This window comes from Sphingomonas citricola (assembly GCF_019429535.1).
Taxonomy (GTDB): Bacteria; Pseudomonadota; Alphaproteobacteria; order Sphingomonadales; family Sphingomonadaceae; genus Sphingomonas; species Sphingomonas citricola.
In genome coordinates, this window is sequence record NZ_JAHXZM010000010.1 from 35,827 (window position 1) to 50,292 (window position 14,466).

A 14,466-nucleotide genomic window follows, 5' to 3' on the forward strand; every position below is an offset into this window, starting at 1 on the left:
CACACGAGGATACGCGGCTCTCTAGCGGACCCCTTGAGCTTTTCTGCGCCGTCGGCGGGGCCAACGCATGAAGAGCAGGATCGCGCCGGCAACGGCGAACACGAGCCCGCCCGCTGCAAAGGCGTTGAGCCATGGCGTGTTGAACCGTTCGTGCTCGGTCCAATCCATGATGTGGAGACCCCAGAAGAAGTCATAGAGCCGCCACGTGCCGGTTCGCACCGATGTCAGCCGCCCCGTTTCAGCCGCGACGTAAATGCGGGTCCCGTCGGCATCGGGGAAAGAAGCACGCCAGGCGGGGAGGGCGCCGCGGTACTCGGTGCTCGGGCGCTCGATCCGTTCAACGACCGGCGCCGAACCGGCATCGCCGCGATACGCCTGCCTCGCGATCAGCGCTGCAGCGGCGCCATCGACCGGGGCCAGAGGCTTCGCGGTCCGGGCGTCCAGCAAGCGCACCTTGCCGTCGCCGAGTTGGGCTTCGACGATTGGCCGACCCAGCAGCATCCGGTGCTGAAGCTGACGCACCGGCGCCCCTGCCGATGCGAGAAGGGCAGGGACGGGCGCGAAGTCCTGGGTGGCAATCAGGGCCGGTTCGACGTTCCGATCGATCCGGTGATCGCCATGCACCGTGTCGATCGGCAGCAAGCTCATGACTAGCCCGCTTGTGAACCAGACGATCGCCTGCGCTCCGATCAGGAGCGCAAGCCAGCGGTGAACCTTGCTTGCCCCAACATGGAGGCGGAGCCGCGGGCTCAGAACCAGGTCCTCACGCCCGCGACGAAGCTAAAGCCGCCCGTTTTGTCACCGCGTGCGCGAGTGAAGCGCGCGGTGTCCCCGAACTGCCGCTCCCAGGACACGCCGATGTAGGGCGCGAACTCGCGCCGGCCCTCGTAGCGAAGCCGAAGCCCGGCCTCGAGGTCCGTGAGCCCGGAGCCGGTGCCGGTTTCGGGCACGTCCTGCGCGGAGAAATTGGCCTCCACCCTAGGCTGGAGCACGAACCAGTTGGTGATGCGCTGGTCGTAATAGCCCTCCGCACGGCCAAGCACGTCGCCCTTGTCGGAGAGGAACAATGCGCCCTCCACCTCGAACCAACCGGGGGCCAGCCCCTCGATCCCTACCGTCGCGAAGGTGCGCGAGGGGTTGGGCTTGAAGTCGTAGCGAACGCCCGCCTGAAGGTTCCAGTATGGATCGAGCGCGCGGCTGTAGAGCGCCTGCACCTCGGCCTGTTCGAGCGGCTTGCCGAACGTGCCTTCGCCCTCGCTCTTTAGCGTAAAGCGATTGATGTCGCCCCCGATCCAGGCCTCGCCATCCCAGCGATAGCCGTCGCCACCCTTGCGAGCCTGATATTCGGCGAGATTGAAGAGGATCTGATAGACGGTCATTCCGCCATGCTCGCGGCGTAGATCGTTCTCGCGCGAGCTGGCCATGGCGTCCGCGCCCCAGAAACGATCGGCGAGGTGGTCCCCGGCCGGAGCGGGAGCGGGCTTGTTGCCGGGGGGAAGGTCGGTTCCGACCTTGGCAGCGGGCTGATCGCCGGGCATCGCCATGCCCGGCATCGTGCTCATGTCGTGGCCGGCATGTGGGTCCTGGCCCGCATCTGTCGATGCTGCCATGCCCGGCATAGCGGACATATCGTGCCCGGCGTGCGGGTTCTGGGTGGGCTGCTGACCGCTCATATCCATTCGCTGCATTCCGCTCATGTCATGCCCGGCATGAGGGTCGGCAGCCTGCGTCTTCGCCGGTTGCGCGCGCCGCGGCGCGGTGCGTCGGACGGGGGCCTTACGCTTAGTCGCGGACTTGGCCGCGGCTTTCGCCTTCGGCTTGGCGGCCGGCTTTGCCGGCATCGTCATGCCCGGCATGTTGTGCATGGAATGGTCCATGGTCTGCGCCAATGCGGGTGTCGCAAGGGCGAGCGGCGCCATACCGGCGAGGAGGAGCGCCCGGATCACGCCGTGGCCTCCCCGGCCTTGCGGACCTGGACGACACGCATCATGCCCGCGTGCATGTGGTAGAGCATGTGGCAGTGGAAGGCCCAGTCGCCTTCCTCGCCGGTCACGTCCCAGCTCACCGTGCCTCCCGGCTGCACCAGCACCGTATGCTTTCGGGGCGCGTAGGCGCCCTTGCCGGTCACCAGGTCGAAGAAGTGGCCATGGATGTGGATCGGATGTCCCATCATCGTGTCGTTGATGAGCGTCACCCGTACGCGCTCGCCGTGAAGCAGCGTGATCGGATCGGGGTTCTCCGACAGCTTTTCGCCGTCGAAGCCCCACATGTAGCGCTCCATGTTGCCGGTGAGGTGGAGCTTGATCTCCCGCTCCGGTGCGCGTGTGTCCGGGTTGCGGTCGAGCGCCATCAGGTCGCGATAGGTGAGAACGCGGTGCCCGACATTCTCCAGCCCCTGCCCGGGATCTCCGGTGCGATCGACCGGCATCGGCGAGATGGTCTGCACGCCCGGTCCCTTCTTCACCTCAGGGGCATTGCTGAAATCGCGCATGGAATGGCTCATGCCGCCCATGTCCATCCCGCCCATCTGATCGCCGTTCATCGCCGGCATCGTGCCGGAGCCATGGTCCATACCGGCCATGGCGCCGCCCTGAGCCTGGCCGTGGTCCATGCCTGCCATGCCGCCTGCCGCGGTGCCGGCCGCGCCGTGGTTCATTTGGGAATGATCCATACCCGGCATCGCGCCGGTGCCCGCGCCATGCCCCATCGCAGCATGGTCCATGCCGGACATCGATCCCGCGGCGCCGCCCATAGCACCATGATTCATAGCGCCGTGGTCCATCGTGCCATGATCCATGCCGCCCATGCCCATGTCCTTCATGGTCGCGAGCGGGCGCTTGCGGAGCGGGGGCACCTCGGCCGCCATCCCCTCACGCGGGGCGAGCGTCGCGCGGGCCATGCCGGAGCGATCGACGCTCTCACCGACCAGCGTATAGGCGCGCAGGTCGGGCGGGGTGACGATCGCGTCGTAGGTCTCGGCCGGGCCGAACTGGAACTCGTCGATCTCAACCGGGCGCACGTTCAAGCCGTCGGCCGCGACGATCGTCATCGGCAGGCCCGGAATGCGGACGTTGAAGGTGGTCATCGACGAGGCGTTGATGAAGCGCAGCCGTACCCGCTCGCCGGGCCGGAACAGCGCGGTCCAATTGTCCTTGGGGCCGTAGCCGTTGACCAGGTAAGTGTAGACCGACCCCGTGACGTCGGCGACGTCGGCGGGATCCATCCGCATCTTGCCCCACTCCAACCGCTCTTTCAGCGACTGATCCTTGCCGGCGAGAAGCCCGGCCAGGGTCTGGCGCTGGCGGTTGAAGTAGCCCGACTCCTTCTTCAGCCGATCAAAGAGGTAGTGCGGGTGATGGAAGCTGTGGTCGGACAGCACGATCACATGCTCGCGATCGAACTGCACGGGATCGGGATTCTTCGGATCGATCAGGATCGGGCCGTAGTGTCCCTCCTGCTCCTGAAGCCCGGAATGGCTGTGATACCAGTAGGTCCCGCTTTGGATGATCGGGAACTCGTAGGTGAAGGTCGAGCGCGCCGGAATGCCGGGGAAGGCGATCCCCGGCACCCCGTCCATCTGAAAGGGCAGCAGCAGCCCATGCCAGTGGATCGAGGTTTCCTCGTCGAGCTCGTTGACGACGTGGAGGCGGACGTTCTGTCCCTCGCGCAAGCGGATGAGCGGCGCGGGCACGGTGCCGTTGATGCCGATGGCGTGGCTCTGCCGCCCGTCGATCATCATCATCTGATGCGCGACCTTGAGCGTGATGTCCTCGCCCGACACCGTGGGCAACGGCTTGGCGATGCCGGCGGAGACGGGCTGTGCCCATGCCGGCATATAGGCCGACAAGGCGAGGCCGCCTCCTGCCAGACTGGCACCGCGCAGCACCTGGCGGCGGTCGAGAACGCGCGACATGCAAGCTCCTAAGAATGGGGCCGTGAAAGGGCCGTCGCTTCTTCTACGCGGCCGATCCGTCCAGCCCTCAGCGGTTCCCGAGTTTTTCGAGCAGCCGCGCCCGCGCGCGATACAGGCGGGTTTCGACCGCCTTCTGGCTGATCCCCAGCACCTCGGCCGTCTCGGCCTGGCTCAGGCCTTCGATCGTCCGAAGTACCAAAGGCTCCTTCAGGTTCGCGGGCAAGGTCGAGATGGCGCGGGTCACACGATCGAGTTCCTGCCGATCGCCGGCTGCGTCGTCGATCGGCACCTGTTCGTCGACGATGCTCTGGACCTGTTCGTCGTTCGGCAGCGCGAACGACAGAAACCGGCGCACGGCACGCTTGCGCGCCCAATCGCGGCATTTGTTGACGGCGATGGTCGTGAGCCACGCCTGCATCGAGCGGTTGGGATCGTAGCGCGACAAGGCCTGATGTGCGGCCACGAACGCTTCCTGGGTCACGTCCAGCGCGTCGTCGGCATCGCCGAGGAATGCGCGCGAAAGCCGGAACATCGGCTGCCGATAGCGTCGCACGATCTCGGCGAAAGCGGCTTGTCGGCCGGCGATGCTGAGCGTCGCCAGTTCGCCATCCGACAACGCGGTCCAATCGAGGCTCACCCCTGGCCGTCGGTGAGCGCCTTCACCACCGCGTCATCGAATTGAGAGGTCTGATCGGGCCGGAGGAGCTGACGCATGGCGAAGATGTGCGCCAGCGTCGCCTTCTGCAGCTCGCCCATCGCGGCATGGCTTTGGTCGACCGCAGCGGCCACCCGCGGACCATTGCCATGCTCGGCCTCGATCGCCTCGGCAAGGCGGGCATTGGCGGCACGCATCTCCAGCTCGAGGGCGCGGCGTTGCACCGCGAACCGGTCTTCGAGCACCTTCAATCGGGCCTGCTGGTCGCCATCAAGCGCGAGCTTATGATGCAGCACCTCGTGAAGCGCCGCACCGGGTTGCTTGGGCTGCGGCAGCAGTGCGCGCCCGATAAAGACACCGCCGATCGCTGCCAGGAAGGCGAGCAAGGCGCACAGGACAACCCGCTTGGTCGAGGTCATGGCTCGCCGATCAGCAACGCGGAAGGGGCAAGGGGGGAGGCTCCGCCGAGCGGCGCGAGCGAGACAACAGGGCTTGCCGTCGCGGGCAGCTCGGCACCGACGATCCCGATACCGAGCGCCGCGGCGGTTATCACACCGATCCCGAGCCCGGCTCCGCGCACGGCGGGGCGGCTGCCGATTCGTCTGAGGACTTGGTCCTCGATACCCTCCAAAGCGGCCGGGGCGGGTGCGCCCGCTAGTCGCGCCAATGCTCTGTCTAGATCGTCCATGCTTTCCACTCCGCCCCTCTATCATCGGATACGCATCGCTGCCCATCATCCCTCAACCGCCGGTGAGGGGTCGGGCAGCGCGCCGCGTAGAAGGGTGCACGAACCTCGTCGGAGTACCCCATGCGTAGTCTCGCCCTTCCTGCCGCCCTCACTCTCCTGAGCCTCGCCAGTGCGGCGCAGGCTCACCCGAAGCTCGTTGTGGCCTCACCCGCGCCCAACGCGACCGTTGCCAAGCCCGCGCGTGTCGCTTTGCAGTTCAGCGAGAAGCTGATGCCGAAATTCTCCGGTGCGGACTTGATGATGACGGGCCATGGCGGCACCACGCACCCACCGATGAAGGTTGCAACCACCACCCAGGTTGCACCCGATGGCCGAACGCTGGTCGTGGTGCCCAAGTCGCCGCTCGGCGCGGGCCGCTACAGCGTCGCATGGCACGTCGTCTCGGCCGACACGCATCGGGTGTCGGGCAACTTCGCCTTCGCGGTGAAGTAAGGTGGATGCCGACTGGCCGCTGATCGGGGTCCGCTTCGCGCTTTATGCGACGTTGAGCGGGCTGTTCGGCCTGTCGGCGTTCAGCCTCTACGGGCTCAAGGCCGGGGAGCGCGCAGACGCACTCGCCTTGCGCCCCTGGCTGGTGGGGACCGGGCTGCTCGGCCTTCTGTTTTCAGGCATTGCGCTCGTCCTGCTCGCCGCGGCAATAGCTGGAGCGCCGCCGTGGCCGATCGATCGGGAAGCGATCGGAATGCTGATCACCGGCTCCGCGACGGGCACGGCGTGGAAAGCGCGCATGGTCGCGCTGATTGTGGCCGTGATCGCCGCGCTGATCGCGGCAGGACGTACCGCGCCGCTCGGCATGGTGGCGCTCGCGGCGGGCATTGCGCTCGCGACGCTCGCCTGGACAGGCCATGGCGCGATGGATGAGGGCGCGACGGGCTGGATCCATCTGCTGGCCGATATTCTGCACCTGTTGGCGGCCGGAGCCTGGGTCGGTGCACTGCTCGGGTTGACGCTGCTCGTGGTGCGGCCGGCAGTTCGCGTCGACGTCGCCCATCTCAGACTGACCCACCGGGCGCTGCACGGCTTCGGTCTGGTCGGCACGCTCGTGGTCGGCACGATCGTTGTGACGGGCCTGGTTAATGGCTGGCTGCTGGTCGGTGCCGGCAATTTACCGAGACTTCTGACCACCCTTTACGGCCAGCTCCTCCTCGCCAAGCTGGTACTGTTTGGCGCGATGCTCGGGCTGGCCTCCCTCAATCGTTTCCGGCTGACGCCGGCTTTCGAGCGCTCGATTGCCGCGGGCGATCATCGGGCCGCGCTTGGTGCTCTGCGGCGCAGCCTTGCGATCGAGGCGAGCTGTGCCGTCACGATCCTGGCGCTGGTCGCCTGGCTGGGGATGCTCGAGCCCCCCGCAACGGCGATGTGAGGAGCGGGCGGCCGATCGCCACCCGCCCGTCACCGATCAGGCGGCCATCTTCTCGCATGCGTCGGCACAACGCTCGCACGCGGCGACGCACTCTTCCATGCCGTCGAGCCCCCGGCAGCTCTCCGCGCAAGCCCGGCAGATCTGAGCGCAGATGCCGCATACGAGCTTATGCTGGTCGGACCCGCGGGCCATGAAGTCGAGTGAGGTGCCGCAAATCTGCGCGCAGTCGAGCATGATCTTGATGTGGTCGGGCGCGGCATGTGCGCCGCCCACCTGAAGGCAATGCTGCGTGGTCATCGAAAGGCAGGTGACGTGACAGTGGTGACAGGCGTCCATGCAAGCCTGCATCTCGGCGCTCATATGATCGTGCATCGGTGATCTCCACGTGAGCCCCCACTCATGGAGGAGTACGTGCGGCGCCGGCTCGTCCCTCAGCCGGATGCCTTCATTCGTCACCTTTAGCCTGATCCTTCATCGGCTTCGGCGCAGGCCCCCGCTTCACTGTTTCACGCCAGGGCCGCGTAGGAGACGGAAGGGCGACCCGCAGCGCAGCCGCCCTCCCCCGAACGCCATCCATCGTTCTATCCATCTCCCTCGCGATCGTCGCCAATGGCTGTTTCGCGGCGATCCGCTGGCGAAGCTCTGCGTCGGCTTCTTCCGTCCAGCGCCGCGGCTTTCTCATGGCCACCGCGCGTTCACGGGTGCAGGTGTCCGGTGTCCTCGCACGGCTCGGCCGCTGCCTCGGTCTGGATCGTACAATGCTCGATCCCAAACCGGCTATCGAGCATGTCCGCGACCCTCTTCCTGACCGCATCGGCATCGGCACCTTCGGCAAGCGTGACGTGTGCGGTGCAGTTGATGTCGTCCGAGGCCATCGACCAGACATGGAGGTCGTGGACGCCAGCCACGCCGGACAGGCCGGCGATGCCGGCACGCAACTCGGGCAGCTTGATCCCTCCAGGAACGCCCTCGAGCAACACGTTGGTCGTGTCCCGGAGCAGCACCCATGTTCGGGGCAGCACCCATAAGCCGATCCCGACCGCCACGATTGGATCGACCCACGTCCATCCGGTAAACCGGATGGCCAGCGCCCCGGCGATCACGCCCACCGAGCCGATCATGTCGGCCCATACCTCGAGGTAGGCGCCCTTGACGTTCATACTCGCGTCCTTGCCCGACGTGAGCAGCTTCATCGATATGAGGTTCACCACCAGGCCGATCGCGGCGACGATCATCATCCCGGTCGACTGGACCGCCTCGGGCTGGCGGAAGCGCTGCACCGCCTCCACCAGCACGTAGATCGCCACACCGAAGAGCAGCAGGGCGTTGAAAGCAGCGGCCAGGATCTCGAACCGCTTATAGCCGAACGTCCGCTTGTCGTCGGCCGGCTTCTGTCCGAACCGGATCGCGAGCAGCGCAATCACCAGTGCTGCCACGTCTGTCAGCATATGCGCTGCGTCAGATAGAAGCGCGAGGCTGTTGAAGACGAACGCACCAACAACCTCGGCAACCAGATAGGCGGTCGTGAGCGCCAGCGCCCAGCTCAGCATCTGGGCATTCGCGCCAGCGGTGTGGTCGTGGGCATGCCCCCCATGGTCATGGCCTGCGCTCATTGATTGGCTCCTTTCGTGCCCGCGTCCGAGCGAGCGTCTCGCAGGATTTCGAGGCCGCCTTTCACCGCGATAGCGGCAACAGCGACGCCGACGATAAGGTCAGGCCAGTTCTGGCCCGTCCAAACGACGATCGCGCCGGCTAGAATGATGCCCCCATTGGACACGAAGTCGTTGAGGCTGAAGGTTGTCGCAGCGCGCATATTTACATCGGGCTCGCGCAATCGCTTCAACAGCCACAAGCAAAGCCCGTTAACGACCGCCGCGATGATCGCCATCCCGATCATAGTGGGGCCGAGCGGCTCGCTTCCCGAGAAATAGCGCCGCCCGGCATCGAGCAGCACACCCGCGGCAAAGAGCAGCAGCAGGATGCCCGATGTCACCGCGGCCCCCCGCTTCCACGCCTGTGAGCGCGAGAGGGCAAGCAAGCTGATGATGTAGACGATGCCATCGGAGGCGTTGTCCAAGCCGTTTGCGATCAGGGCGCTGGAATCCGCCATGACGCCGGACACCCCGAAGCCTGCCGCCAGGCCCAGATTGAGCAACAGGACTATCCAAAGCGTCCGGCGCTTCTCGGCCGTGTCGAGGTCGAAGCTCTCTTCGCTCATGCCGGCACCTTCTCGTCAGGAGCGGCAGTTTGCCGATCGCTTTCCGGGACCGGCAGCTCTCGGCTACCGAAACGGGCATAGAGCGTCGGCAGCACGAACAATGTGAGCAGCGTCGCGGATATGAGGCCGCCAATAACCACGGTTGCGAGCGGTTTTTGCACCTCGGCGCCCGCTCCATGTCCCAGCGCCATCGGTACGAAACCGAGTGAAGCCACAAGCGCAGTCATCGCGACAGGCCTGAGCCGGGCCAGCGCGCCTCGATGCGCCGCAGCCGCGCGATCCATGCCGTCGCGCATCAGGTCATGGATGGACGTCACCATGACCAACCCGTTGAGAACTGCGATGCCGGATAGCGCAATGAAGCCGACGGCCGCGGAAATGGAGAAGGGCATCCCGCGCAGCACAAGCGCGAGCACCCCTCCCACCAGCGCCAGAGGGACGCCGGTGAACACAATCAGCGCATCCCGAACGGAGCCGAGCGCCCCGTAGAGCAGCAGCATGATGACCACGAAACAGATCGGCACCACGATAGCGAGCCGGTCCCGAGCGGACGCAAGGTTCTCGAACTGGCCTCCCCATTCGAGGTACGTCCCTGCCGGCAGCTTCACCTGAGCGTCGATTGCCGCCCGGGCATCGGCAACGACGCCCGCCACGTCGCGGTCACGGACGTTCGCCTGCACCACCACGCGCCGCTTTCCGTTCTCCCGGCTGATCTGGTTGGGACCATCGACGACAGCGATATCGGCGACGGTCGACAGCGGTACGAAGCCACCACCGGCAGTCGGTACCGGCACCTGAGCGACCGCCGTGAGGTCCGAGCGCGAGCTTTCGGCCATTCGGATCATGACGGGGAAGCGGCGATCCCCCTCAAAGATCATGCCGGCCTGCCGGCCACCGATGGCTGCGGCAACCGTGTCTTGCACGTCGCCGGCGGTTACGCCGACGCGCGACATGGCGGTGCGGTTCGGCCGGATGTCGAGCATCGGCAGGCCCTCGGTCTGTTCGACCCGCACGTCTGCGGCACCCCGGGTCCGGCGAAGGATACCGGCGATCCGGTCCGCGGTCGCATTCATCTCGCCAAAATCGTCGCCGAACACCTTGATGGCGATGTCGCCGCGCACGCCCGCGATCAGCTCGTTGAACCGCATCTGGATCGGCTGGGTGATCTCGTAGGCGTTGCCGGGGAGGGTGGAGAGACGCTTCTCCAGACGCTCCACAAGCTCTTCCTTGGAGAGACCTGGATCGGGCCACTGCGCCTTCGGCTTCAGGATAACGAAGGTGTCCGTGGCGTTCGCTGGCATCGGGTCCGATGCGATCTCGGAGGTGCCCGTGCGCGAGAAGGCGAAGCGGACCTCCGGCACCTTGGCCAATGCCTTCTCGACCTGGAACTGCATCGCCTGGCTTTGGTCGACCGACGTGCCCGGAATCCGCACGGCCTGGACGAGGATATTGCCCTCGTCGAGCTGCGGCAGGAACTCCTGCCCCAAGGTGGTGAAGGCGACACCGGCGAGCGCCAAAGCGCCGATCGCAATGCCGATGGTGAGCGTCGGGCGACGCATCGCCCCATCGAGCCCCGGCTCGTAGCGCTGTCGAAGGAACGTCACGGCCCGGCTTTCCTTCTCCTCCACCCGCTTGCTGAGCCAAATGGCGATCGCCGCGGGTACAAAGGTCAGCGACAGGATGAAGGCGAACACGAGTGCGATGATGACGGTGAGCGCCATTGGCTCGAACATCTTCCCCTCGACACCGGTGAAGGTCAGCAAGGGCGCATAGACCAGGATGATGATCGCCTGCCCGTAAACGGACGGACGGATCATCTCGCGGGCGGACGCGGCGACCAGCCCGAGCCGCTGTTCCATCGTCAGCTCGCCGTCCCGGCCATGCTGGGCTTCGGCAAGGCGCCGCAATGCGTTCTCGACGATGATGACGGCACCGTCCACGATCAGGCCGAAGTCGAGCGCGCCGAGGCTCATCAGATTGGCCGAAACGCCCGCCTCCAACATGCCGATGCTGGTGAGCAGCATCGTGATCGGGATGACGAGAGCCGCGATCAGCGCCGCCCGGAAGTTGCCGAGCAAGGCGAACAGGACGACGATGACCAACAGCGCGCCTTCGGCGAGATTGCGGGCGACCGTCGATATGGTGGAGTTCACCAGCTCGGTGCGGTTCATCACCGGTTTCACGACAACGTCGACCGGCAGCGAGCGGCCGATCTGGGTCAGCCGTTCGGCGACCCCGGTCGAGACGGTACGGCTGTTCTCGCCGATCCGCATGACGGCGGTCCCGACGACCACCTCATGGCCGTTTTCGGACGCGGAGCCCATGCGCAGAGCCTGGCCGGTCCGAACGGTTGCGATCTGGTTGAGCAGGATCGGCACACCCTCGCGGGTGGCGACGACGGTTCGGGCAAGCTCGTCGGCGTTGCGCACGCGCCCGTCGGAGCGGACAGAGAGCCCTTCGCCGTTACGGTTGACGACACCGGCGCCGGCGCTGGTGTTGTTCCGCTCCAGCGCCGTGGTGAGATCCTGCAGCGTCAGCCGCATTGCGGCCATGCGCTGCACGTCGGGGACGACGAGATATTCCTTGGTGTACCCGCCAAGGGAGTCGACCCCCGCCAGTCCCTCCGTGCTCTTGAGCTGCGGCGTGACGATCCAGTCCTGGACAGTGCGCAGGTAGGTGGCCTTGTCGGCCTCGCTGACGAGGTGATCGCCTTCCGGCGTGATGTAGCTGCCGTCGCGTTGCAGACCGGGCTCACCGTTGCGGTGATGGACCTGATCCAGTTCACGGTACTCGACCGTCCACATGAAGATGTCGCCGAGCCCGGTCGCGATCGGCCCCATTTCAGGGTTTACGCCCTCGGGAAGGTCTTCCTCCGCAGTCCGCAGCCGCTCCGCCACCTGCTGACGGGCGAAGTAGATATCGGTCTTCTCGGTGAAGACGGCCGTGACCTGGGCGAAGCCGTTGCGGCTGAGTGAACGGGTATATTCGAGGCCAGGGATGCCGGCGAGCGCGGTTTCGACCGTGAACGCGACCTGTTTCTCGATCTGGTCGGGGGAAAGGGCAGGGGCGACGACGTTGATTTGCACCTGGTTATTGGTGATGTCGGGAACGGCGTCGATCGGGAGTTGGCGCAACGCGCCTATCCCGAGCAGCGCAGCGGCGACGGTGAGAAGCAGGACTAGCCAACGCTTCTCGACGGAGAGGGTGACGATGCGACCGATCATGGTTCAGTCCTCGTCCCCGCCGTCGCCCTTGCCGAGTTCGGCTTTGAGCGTGAAGCTGTTGGTGGAGGCGATCCGCTCCGAACCGGTCAGCCCGGACGTCACGACGACCTGGCCGCCGTTGGTGCGGCCCAATGTCACCGGGGTCGCCCGGAACCCCGTCGGGGTCCGCACAAAGACGAACGACTTGTCCTCGATCATCTGGACCGCGGCCGACGGCACGGCGACTGTACGGTCGCCGGTTGCCGGCACCAGGATGGAAACATTGACCGTCTCGCCAACGCGCCAGGTGCTGCCGCCATTGTCGAGGGTGACGATCACCGGCACCAAGCGCGTCGTCTCGTCCAGTATGGGCGAGACGAACGTGACGCGTCCTTCCTGACGGCGCCCCGCCGCTGTTACCTCGACGCGGGCACCAGGCTTCACCCGGCCCGCATCAGTGGGCACCAGCGAGGTCGCAACCGTGACCTTGGAAAGGTTGGCGACCCGGAAAAGCTCGGCGTCGGCTGCAACGGTCTGCCCGAGCGTAGCCGAGCGCGCGATGACCTGACCGGCGATTGGTGAGCGCACTGCGATGCGGTTGAGCGCACCGCCCCCGCTGCCGGTCGCGGACAATTGCTGCTGCGCCAGGCGAAGCGCGATGCTGGCTTCGGTCGCGGCGGTCCGCGCCGCGACAAGATCCTGTTCCGGCGAGACGCGCTCGGCGAACAGGCGCTGCTCACGACGAAGGTTCGTTTGCGCGAGGGCGGCACGCGCGCGAGCGGCCTCCACCTCTGCTTTGAGCGACGCCGCTTCGCGGCTCTCGATAACGGCGAGCGGATCGCCGCGACCGACAGGCTGGCCGAGATTGCGGGTCAGCGAGACGAGCCGCCCGCCCACCGATGCCGATACCACCTGCACGCCTTGCGGATCGCCTTCGATCGTTGCCGAAAGCTCGATCGCACCAGCTTCCCCGCCGACCGTTGGCCGCGTGACCTCGATCCCGGCGTCCGCGATCTGCTGCGCGGAGAGGATGACGGCATCCTTTGGACCTTCCTTGGCCTCGCTGGCCTCGGCACCTTCGGCCTTCTCGGCTCCGGCCTTCTCCCCGGCTTCACCGCCGCTGCCGGTCCCGCCGCATCCCGCAAGGATGAGGGCCAGCGTCACGGGCGCCAGCGCCCGCATGATGTTCTTCGTCATTGATTGTTTTCCTCAGGAGAGGGCGCGGCGGCAACGAGCCGTTCCAGGCGTGCCTTTGCGTCATGATAAGTGGCGAGCGCGTCGATCGCGGCGGTGCGCGTCTCGGACAGGGTCCGCTCGGCATCGAGCAAGTCGAGCTGGCCGAACTTGCCCTCGCGGTAGCCGATCCGGGCAATGCGCGCAGCCTCGGCAGCCGACGCCAGCACCGGACCGCTCGCATTGCGTGCGGACGTGGCGGCGTTGGCCACCTCCGCCTGGGCGTTCGCGATGTCCTGCGCCGCGTCCAGCTCGGCGGCACGCCGCAGGGCCTGCGCCTGGTCGCTCTGCGCGCGCGCCTGGGCGATGGCGGCTTTGCCGTTGTTGAAGACGGGAAATGGGATGGAGACCCCGAACACCGCGGCGACGTCGTTGGTAGCCTCGAGCCGTCGTGCGCTGGCGCTCAACGTCACATCGGGAATGCGCTGCGATCGGGCGAGCCGGACCTGTGCCTCGGCCGTCGTCGCGTCGGCACGGGCGGCCGCCAGTGCCAGCGTACCACCGGGTTCGATCGGCCGTGCCGGTCCAAAGCCCTCAACACGATCATACCATGCGAGGTCGAGCGGCCCGGTCACGGGCTGGCCGATCCGACGAGCGAGATTGTCCCGCGCCACCTCGGCAAGCCGCTGGGCACGTTCCACGGCCGTCTCTGCATTGATACGCAGCACATCGGCACGCTGCTGTTCGAGCGGTGATGCACGCCCCGCCTGCACGCGGACACCGGCTGCGCGGAGCGCCTCCCGGGCGATGCCGGCCTGTTCGCGGGCTGTGACGAGGCGGCGTTCGGCCGCTGCTGCCTGAATGTAGAGCTGCGTGACGGCGAGCCGGAGATCGGCCTCGGCCAGCGCCGTGCCGATCCGTGCCCGGTTGCCGATCGCCTCGGCGACCGCGATCCGCGCCGACCTTTTGCCGCCCAACTCGATCGGAAGTGCCAGGCCAGCGGTCGTCTCCGCACTGCGCAGGCCCCGATACTGGCCGCTGCCGGCGATGTTTTCGGTCTCGGCAACGATCGAGGGGTTGGGGCGATAGCCGGCGACGGTCCGGCCGGCCTCGGCCGCCCTGACCCCTGCTGTGGCGGCTTCGAGACTGGGCGCGGTTGCGCCGGCGAGCGCCAGCGCCCGCTCAAGCGTGAG

The 14,466-nt window shown here is 66.7% G+C and carries 14 protein-coding genes; 2 read left to right on the top strand and 12 right to left on the bottom strand.

Annotated features, from left to right (window positions below):
- Nucleotides 1–21 precede the first annotated feature (21 nt).
- From KZ810_RS16995 to KZ810_RS17020, 6 genes are all read right to left on the bottom strand, one after another.
- Nucleotides 22–759, bottom strand: a complete 738-nt coding sequence (locus tag KZ810_RS16995; RefSeq protein WP_088368454.1) for a PepSY domain-containing protein — start codon at nucleotides 757–759, stop codon at nucleotides 22–24.
- A complete protein-coding gene (locus KZ810_RS17000; protein ID WP_219770283.1) occupies nucleotides 750–1,919 on the bottom strand; it encodes a copper resistance protein B in 1,170 nt (389 codons plus the stop codon). The genes KZ810_RS16995 and KZ810_RS17000 overlap by 10 nt, the downstream gene beginning before the upstream one ends.
- 23 nt (nucleotides 1,920–1,942) lie before the next feature.
- A complete protein-coding gene (locus KZ810_RS17005) occupies nucleotides 1,943–3,913 on the bottom strand; it encodes a copper resistance system multicopper oxidase (RefSeq protein ID WP_088368456.1) in 1,971 nt (656 codons plus the stop codon).
- Nucleotides 3,914–3,980: 67 nt separating this feature from the next.
- Nucleotides 3,981–4,550, bottom strand: a complete 570-nt coding sequence (locus KZ810_RS17010; protein ID WP_088368457.1) for an RNA polymerase sigma factor — start codon at nucleotides 4,548–4,550, stop codon at nucleotides 3,981–3,983.
- Nucleotides 4,547–4,987, bottom strand: a complete 441-nt coding sequence (locus KZ810_RS17015; protein ID WP_041043253.1) for a periplasmic heavy metal sensor — start codon at nucleotides 4,985–4,987, stop codon at nucleotides 4,547–4,549. The genes KZ810_RS17010 and KZ810_RS17015 overlap by 4 nt, the downstream gene beginning before the upstream one ends.
- Nucleotides 4,984–5,256 carry a hypothetical protein gene (locus tag KZ810_RS17020; protein ID WP_066779362.1) on the bottom strand — a complete coding sequence of 91 codons (273 nt, stop codon included), beginning with the start codon at nucleotides 5,254–5,256 and terminating at the stop codon, nucleotides 4,984–4,986. Before KZ810_RS17020 ends, KZ810_RS17015 begins: the two co-directional genes overlap by 4 nt.
- 120 nt (nucleotides 5,257–5,376) lie before the next feature.
- Between KZ810_RS17020 and copC the strand changes: the two genes are divergently transcribed.
- Entirely contained in the window at nucleotides 5,377–5,748 is a 372-nt protein-coding gene (gene copC, locus KZ810_RS17025) for a copper homeostasis periplasmic binding protein CopC (protein WP_088368458.1), read from the top strand.
- 1 nt (nucleotide 5,749) lies between these two features.
- Nucleotides 5,750–6,679 (top strand): copper homeostasis membrane protein CopD, encoded by a 930-nt coding sequence (gene copD, locus KZ810_RS17030; protein ID WP_088368459.1) that lies wholly within the window; start codon nucleotides 5,750–5,752, stop codon nucleotides 6,677–6,679.
- Nucleotides 6,680–6,715: 36 nt separating this feature from the next.
- On the opposite strand, the gene KZ810_RS17035 is transcribed toward copD, so the two are convergent.
- From KZ810_RS17035 to KZ810_RS17060, 6 genes are all read right to left on the bottom strand, one after another.
- Nucleotides 6,716–7,051 (bottom strand): four-helix bundle copper-binding protein, encoded by a 336-nt coding sequence (locus tag KZ810_RS17035; RefSeq protein ID WP_088368488.1) that lies wholly within the window; start codon nucleotides 7,049–7,051, stop codon nucleotides 6,716–6,718.
- Nucleotides 7,052–7,374: 323 nt separating this feature from the next.
- Nucleotides 7,375–8,292: a cation diffusion facilitator family transporter gene (locus KZ810_RS17040; protein WP_088368460.1), complete on the bottom strand. Its 918-nt coding sequence runs from the start codon at nucleotides 8,290–8,292 to the stop codon at nucleotides 7,375–7,377.
- The gene (locus KZ810_RS17045; protein ID WP_088368461.1) at nucleotides 8,289–8,897 is read right to left on the bottom strand and encodes a cation diffusion facilitator family transporter; all 609 of its coding nucleotides are present in this window, start codon (nucleotides 8,895–8,897) and stop codon (nucleotides 8,289–8,291) included. Before KZ810_RS17045 ends, KZ810_RS17040 begins: the two co-directional genes overlap by 4 nt.
- Complete coding sequence (locus KZ810_RS17050) at nucleotides 8,894–12,121, bottom strand: efflux RND transporter permease subunit (RefSeq protein ID WP_088368462.1); 3,228 nt, start codon at nucleotides 12,119–12,121, stop codon at nucleotides 8,894–8,896. The genes KZ810_RS17045 and KZ810_RS17050 overlap by 4 nt, the downstream gene beginning before the upstream one ends.
- A gap of 3 nt (nucleotides 12,122–12,124) precedes the next feature.
- Nucleotides 12,125–13,297 (bottom strand): efflux RND transporter periplasmic adaptor subunit, encoded by a 1,173-nt coding sequence (locus KZ810_RS17055; protein ID WP_088368463.1) that lies wholly within the window; start codon nucleotides 13,295–13,297, stop codon nucleotides 12,125–12,127.
- Nucleotides 13,294–14,466, bottom strand: a 1,173-nt coding sequence (locus tag KZ810_RS17060) for a TolC family protein (protein ID WP_219770282.1), incomplete at its 5' end; no start/stop codon positions are given. The genes KZ810_RS17055 and KZ810_RS17060, both read right to left, overlap by 4 nt.

Coding starts and splice junctions, on each gene's coding strand:
- KZ810_RS17000 (WP_219770283.1), bottom strand. CDS start 1,919: ATGGCGCCGCTCGCCCTTGCGACACCCGCATTGGCGCAGACCATGGAC.
- KZ810_RS17005 (WP_088368456.1), bottom strand. CDS start 3,913: ATGTCGCGCGTTCTCGACCGCCGCCAGGTGCTGCGCGGTGCCAGTCTG.
- KZ810_RS17015 (WP_041043253.1), bottom strand. CDS start 4,987: ATGACCTCGACCAAGCGGGTTGTCCTGTGCGCCTTGCTCGCCTTCCTG.
- KZ810_RS17020 (WP_066779362.1), bottom strand. CDS start 5,256: ATGGACGATCTAGACAGAGCATTGGCGCGACTAGCGGGCGCACCCGCC.
- copC (WP_088368458.1), top strand. CDS start 5,377: ATGCGTAGTCTCGCCCTTCCTGCCGCCCTCACTCTCCTGAGCCTCGCC.
- KZ810_RS17035 (WP_088368488.1), bottom strand. CDS start 7,051: ATGCACGATCATATGAGCGCCGAGATGCAGGCTTGCATGGACGCCTGT.
- KZ810_RS17040 (WP_088368460.1), bottom strand. CDS start 8,292: ATGAGCGCAGGCCATGACCATGGGGGGCATGCCCACGACCACACCGCT.
- KZ810_RS17045 (WP_088368461.1), bottom strand. CDS start 8,897: ATGAGCGAAGAGAGCTTCGACCTCGACACGGCCGAGAAGCGCCGGACG.
- KZ810_RS17050 (WP_088368462.1), bottom strand. CDS start 12,121: ATGATCGGTCGCATCGTCACCCTCTCCGTCGAGAAGCGTTGGCTAGTC.
- KZ810_RS17055 (WP_088368463.1), bottom strand. CDS start 13,297: ATGACGAAGAACATCATGCGGGCGCTGGCGCCCGTGACGCTGGCCCTC.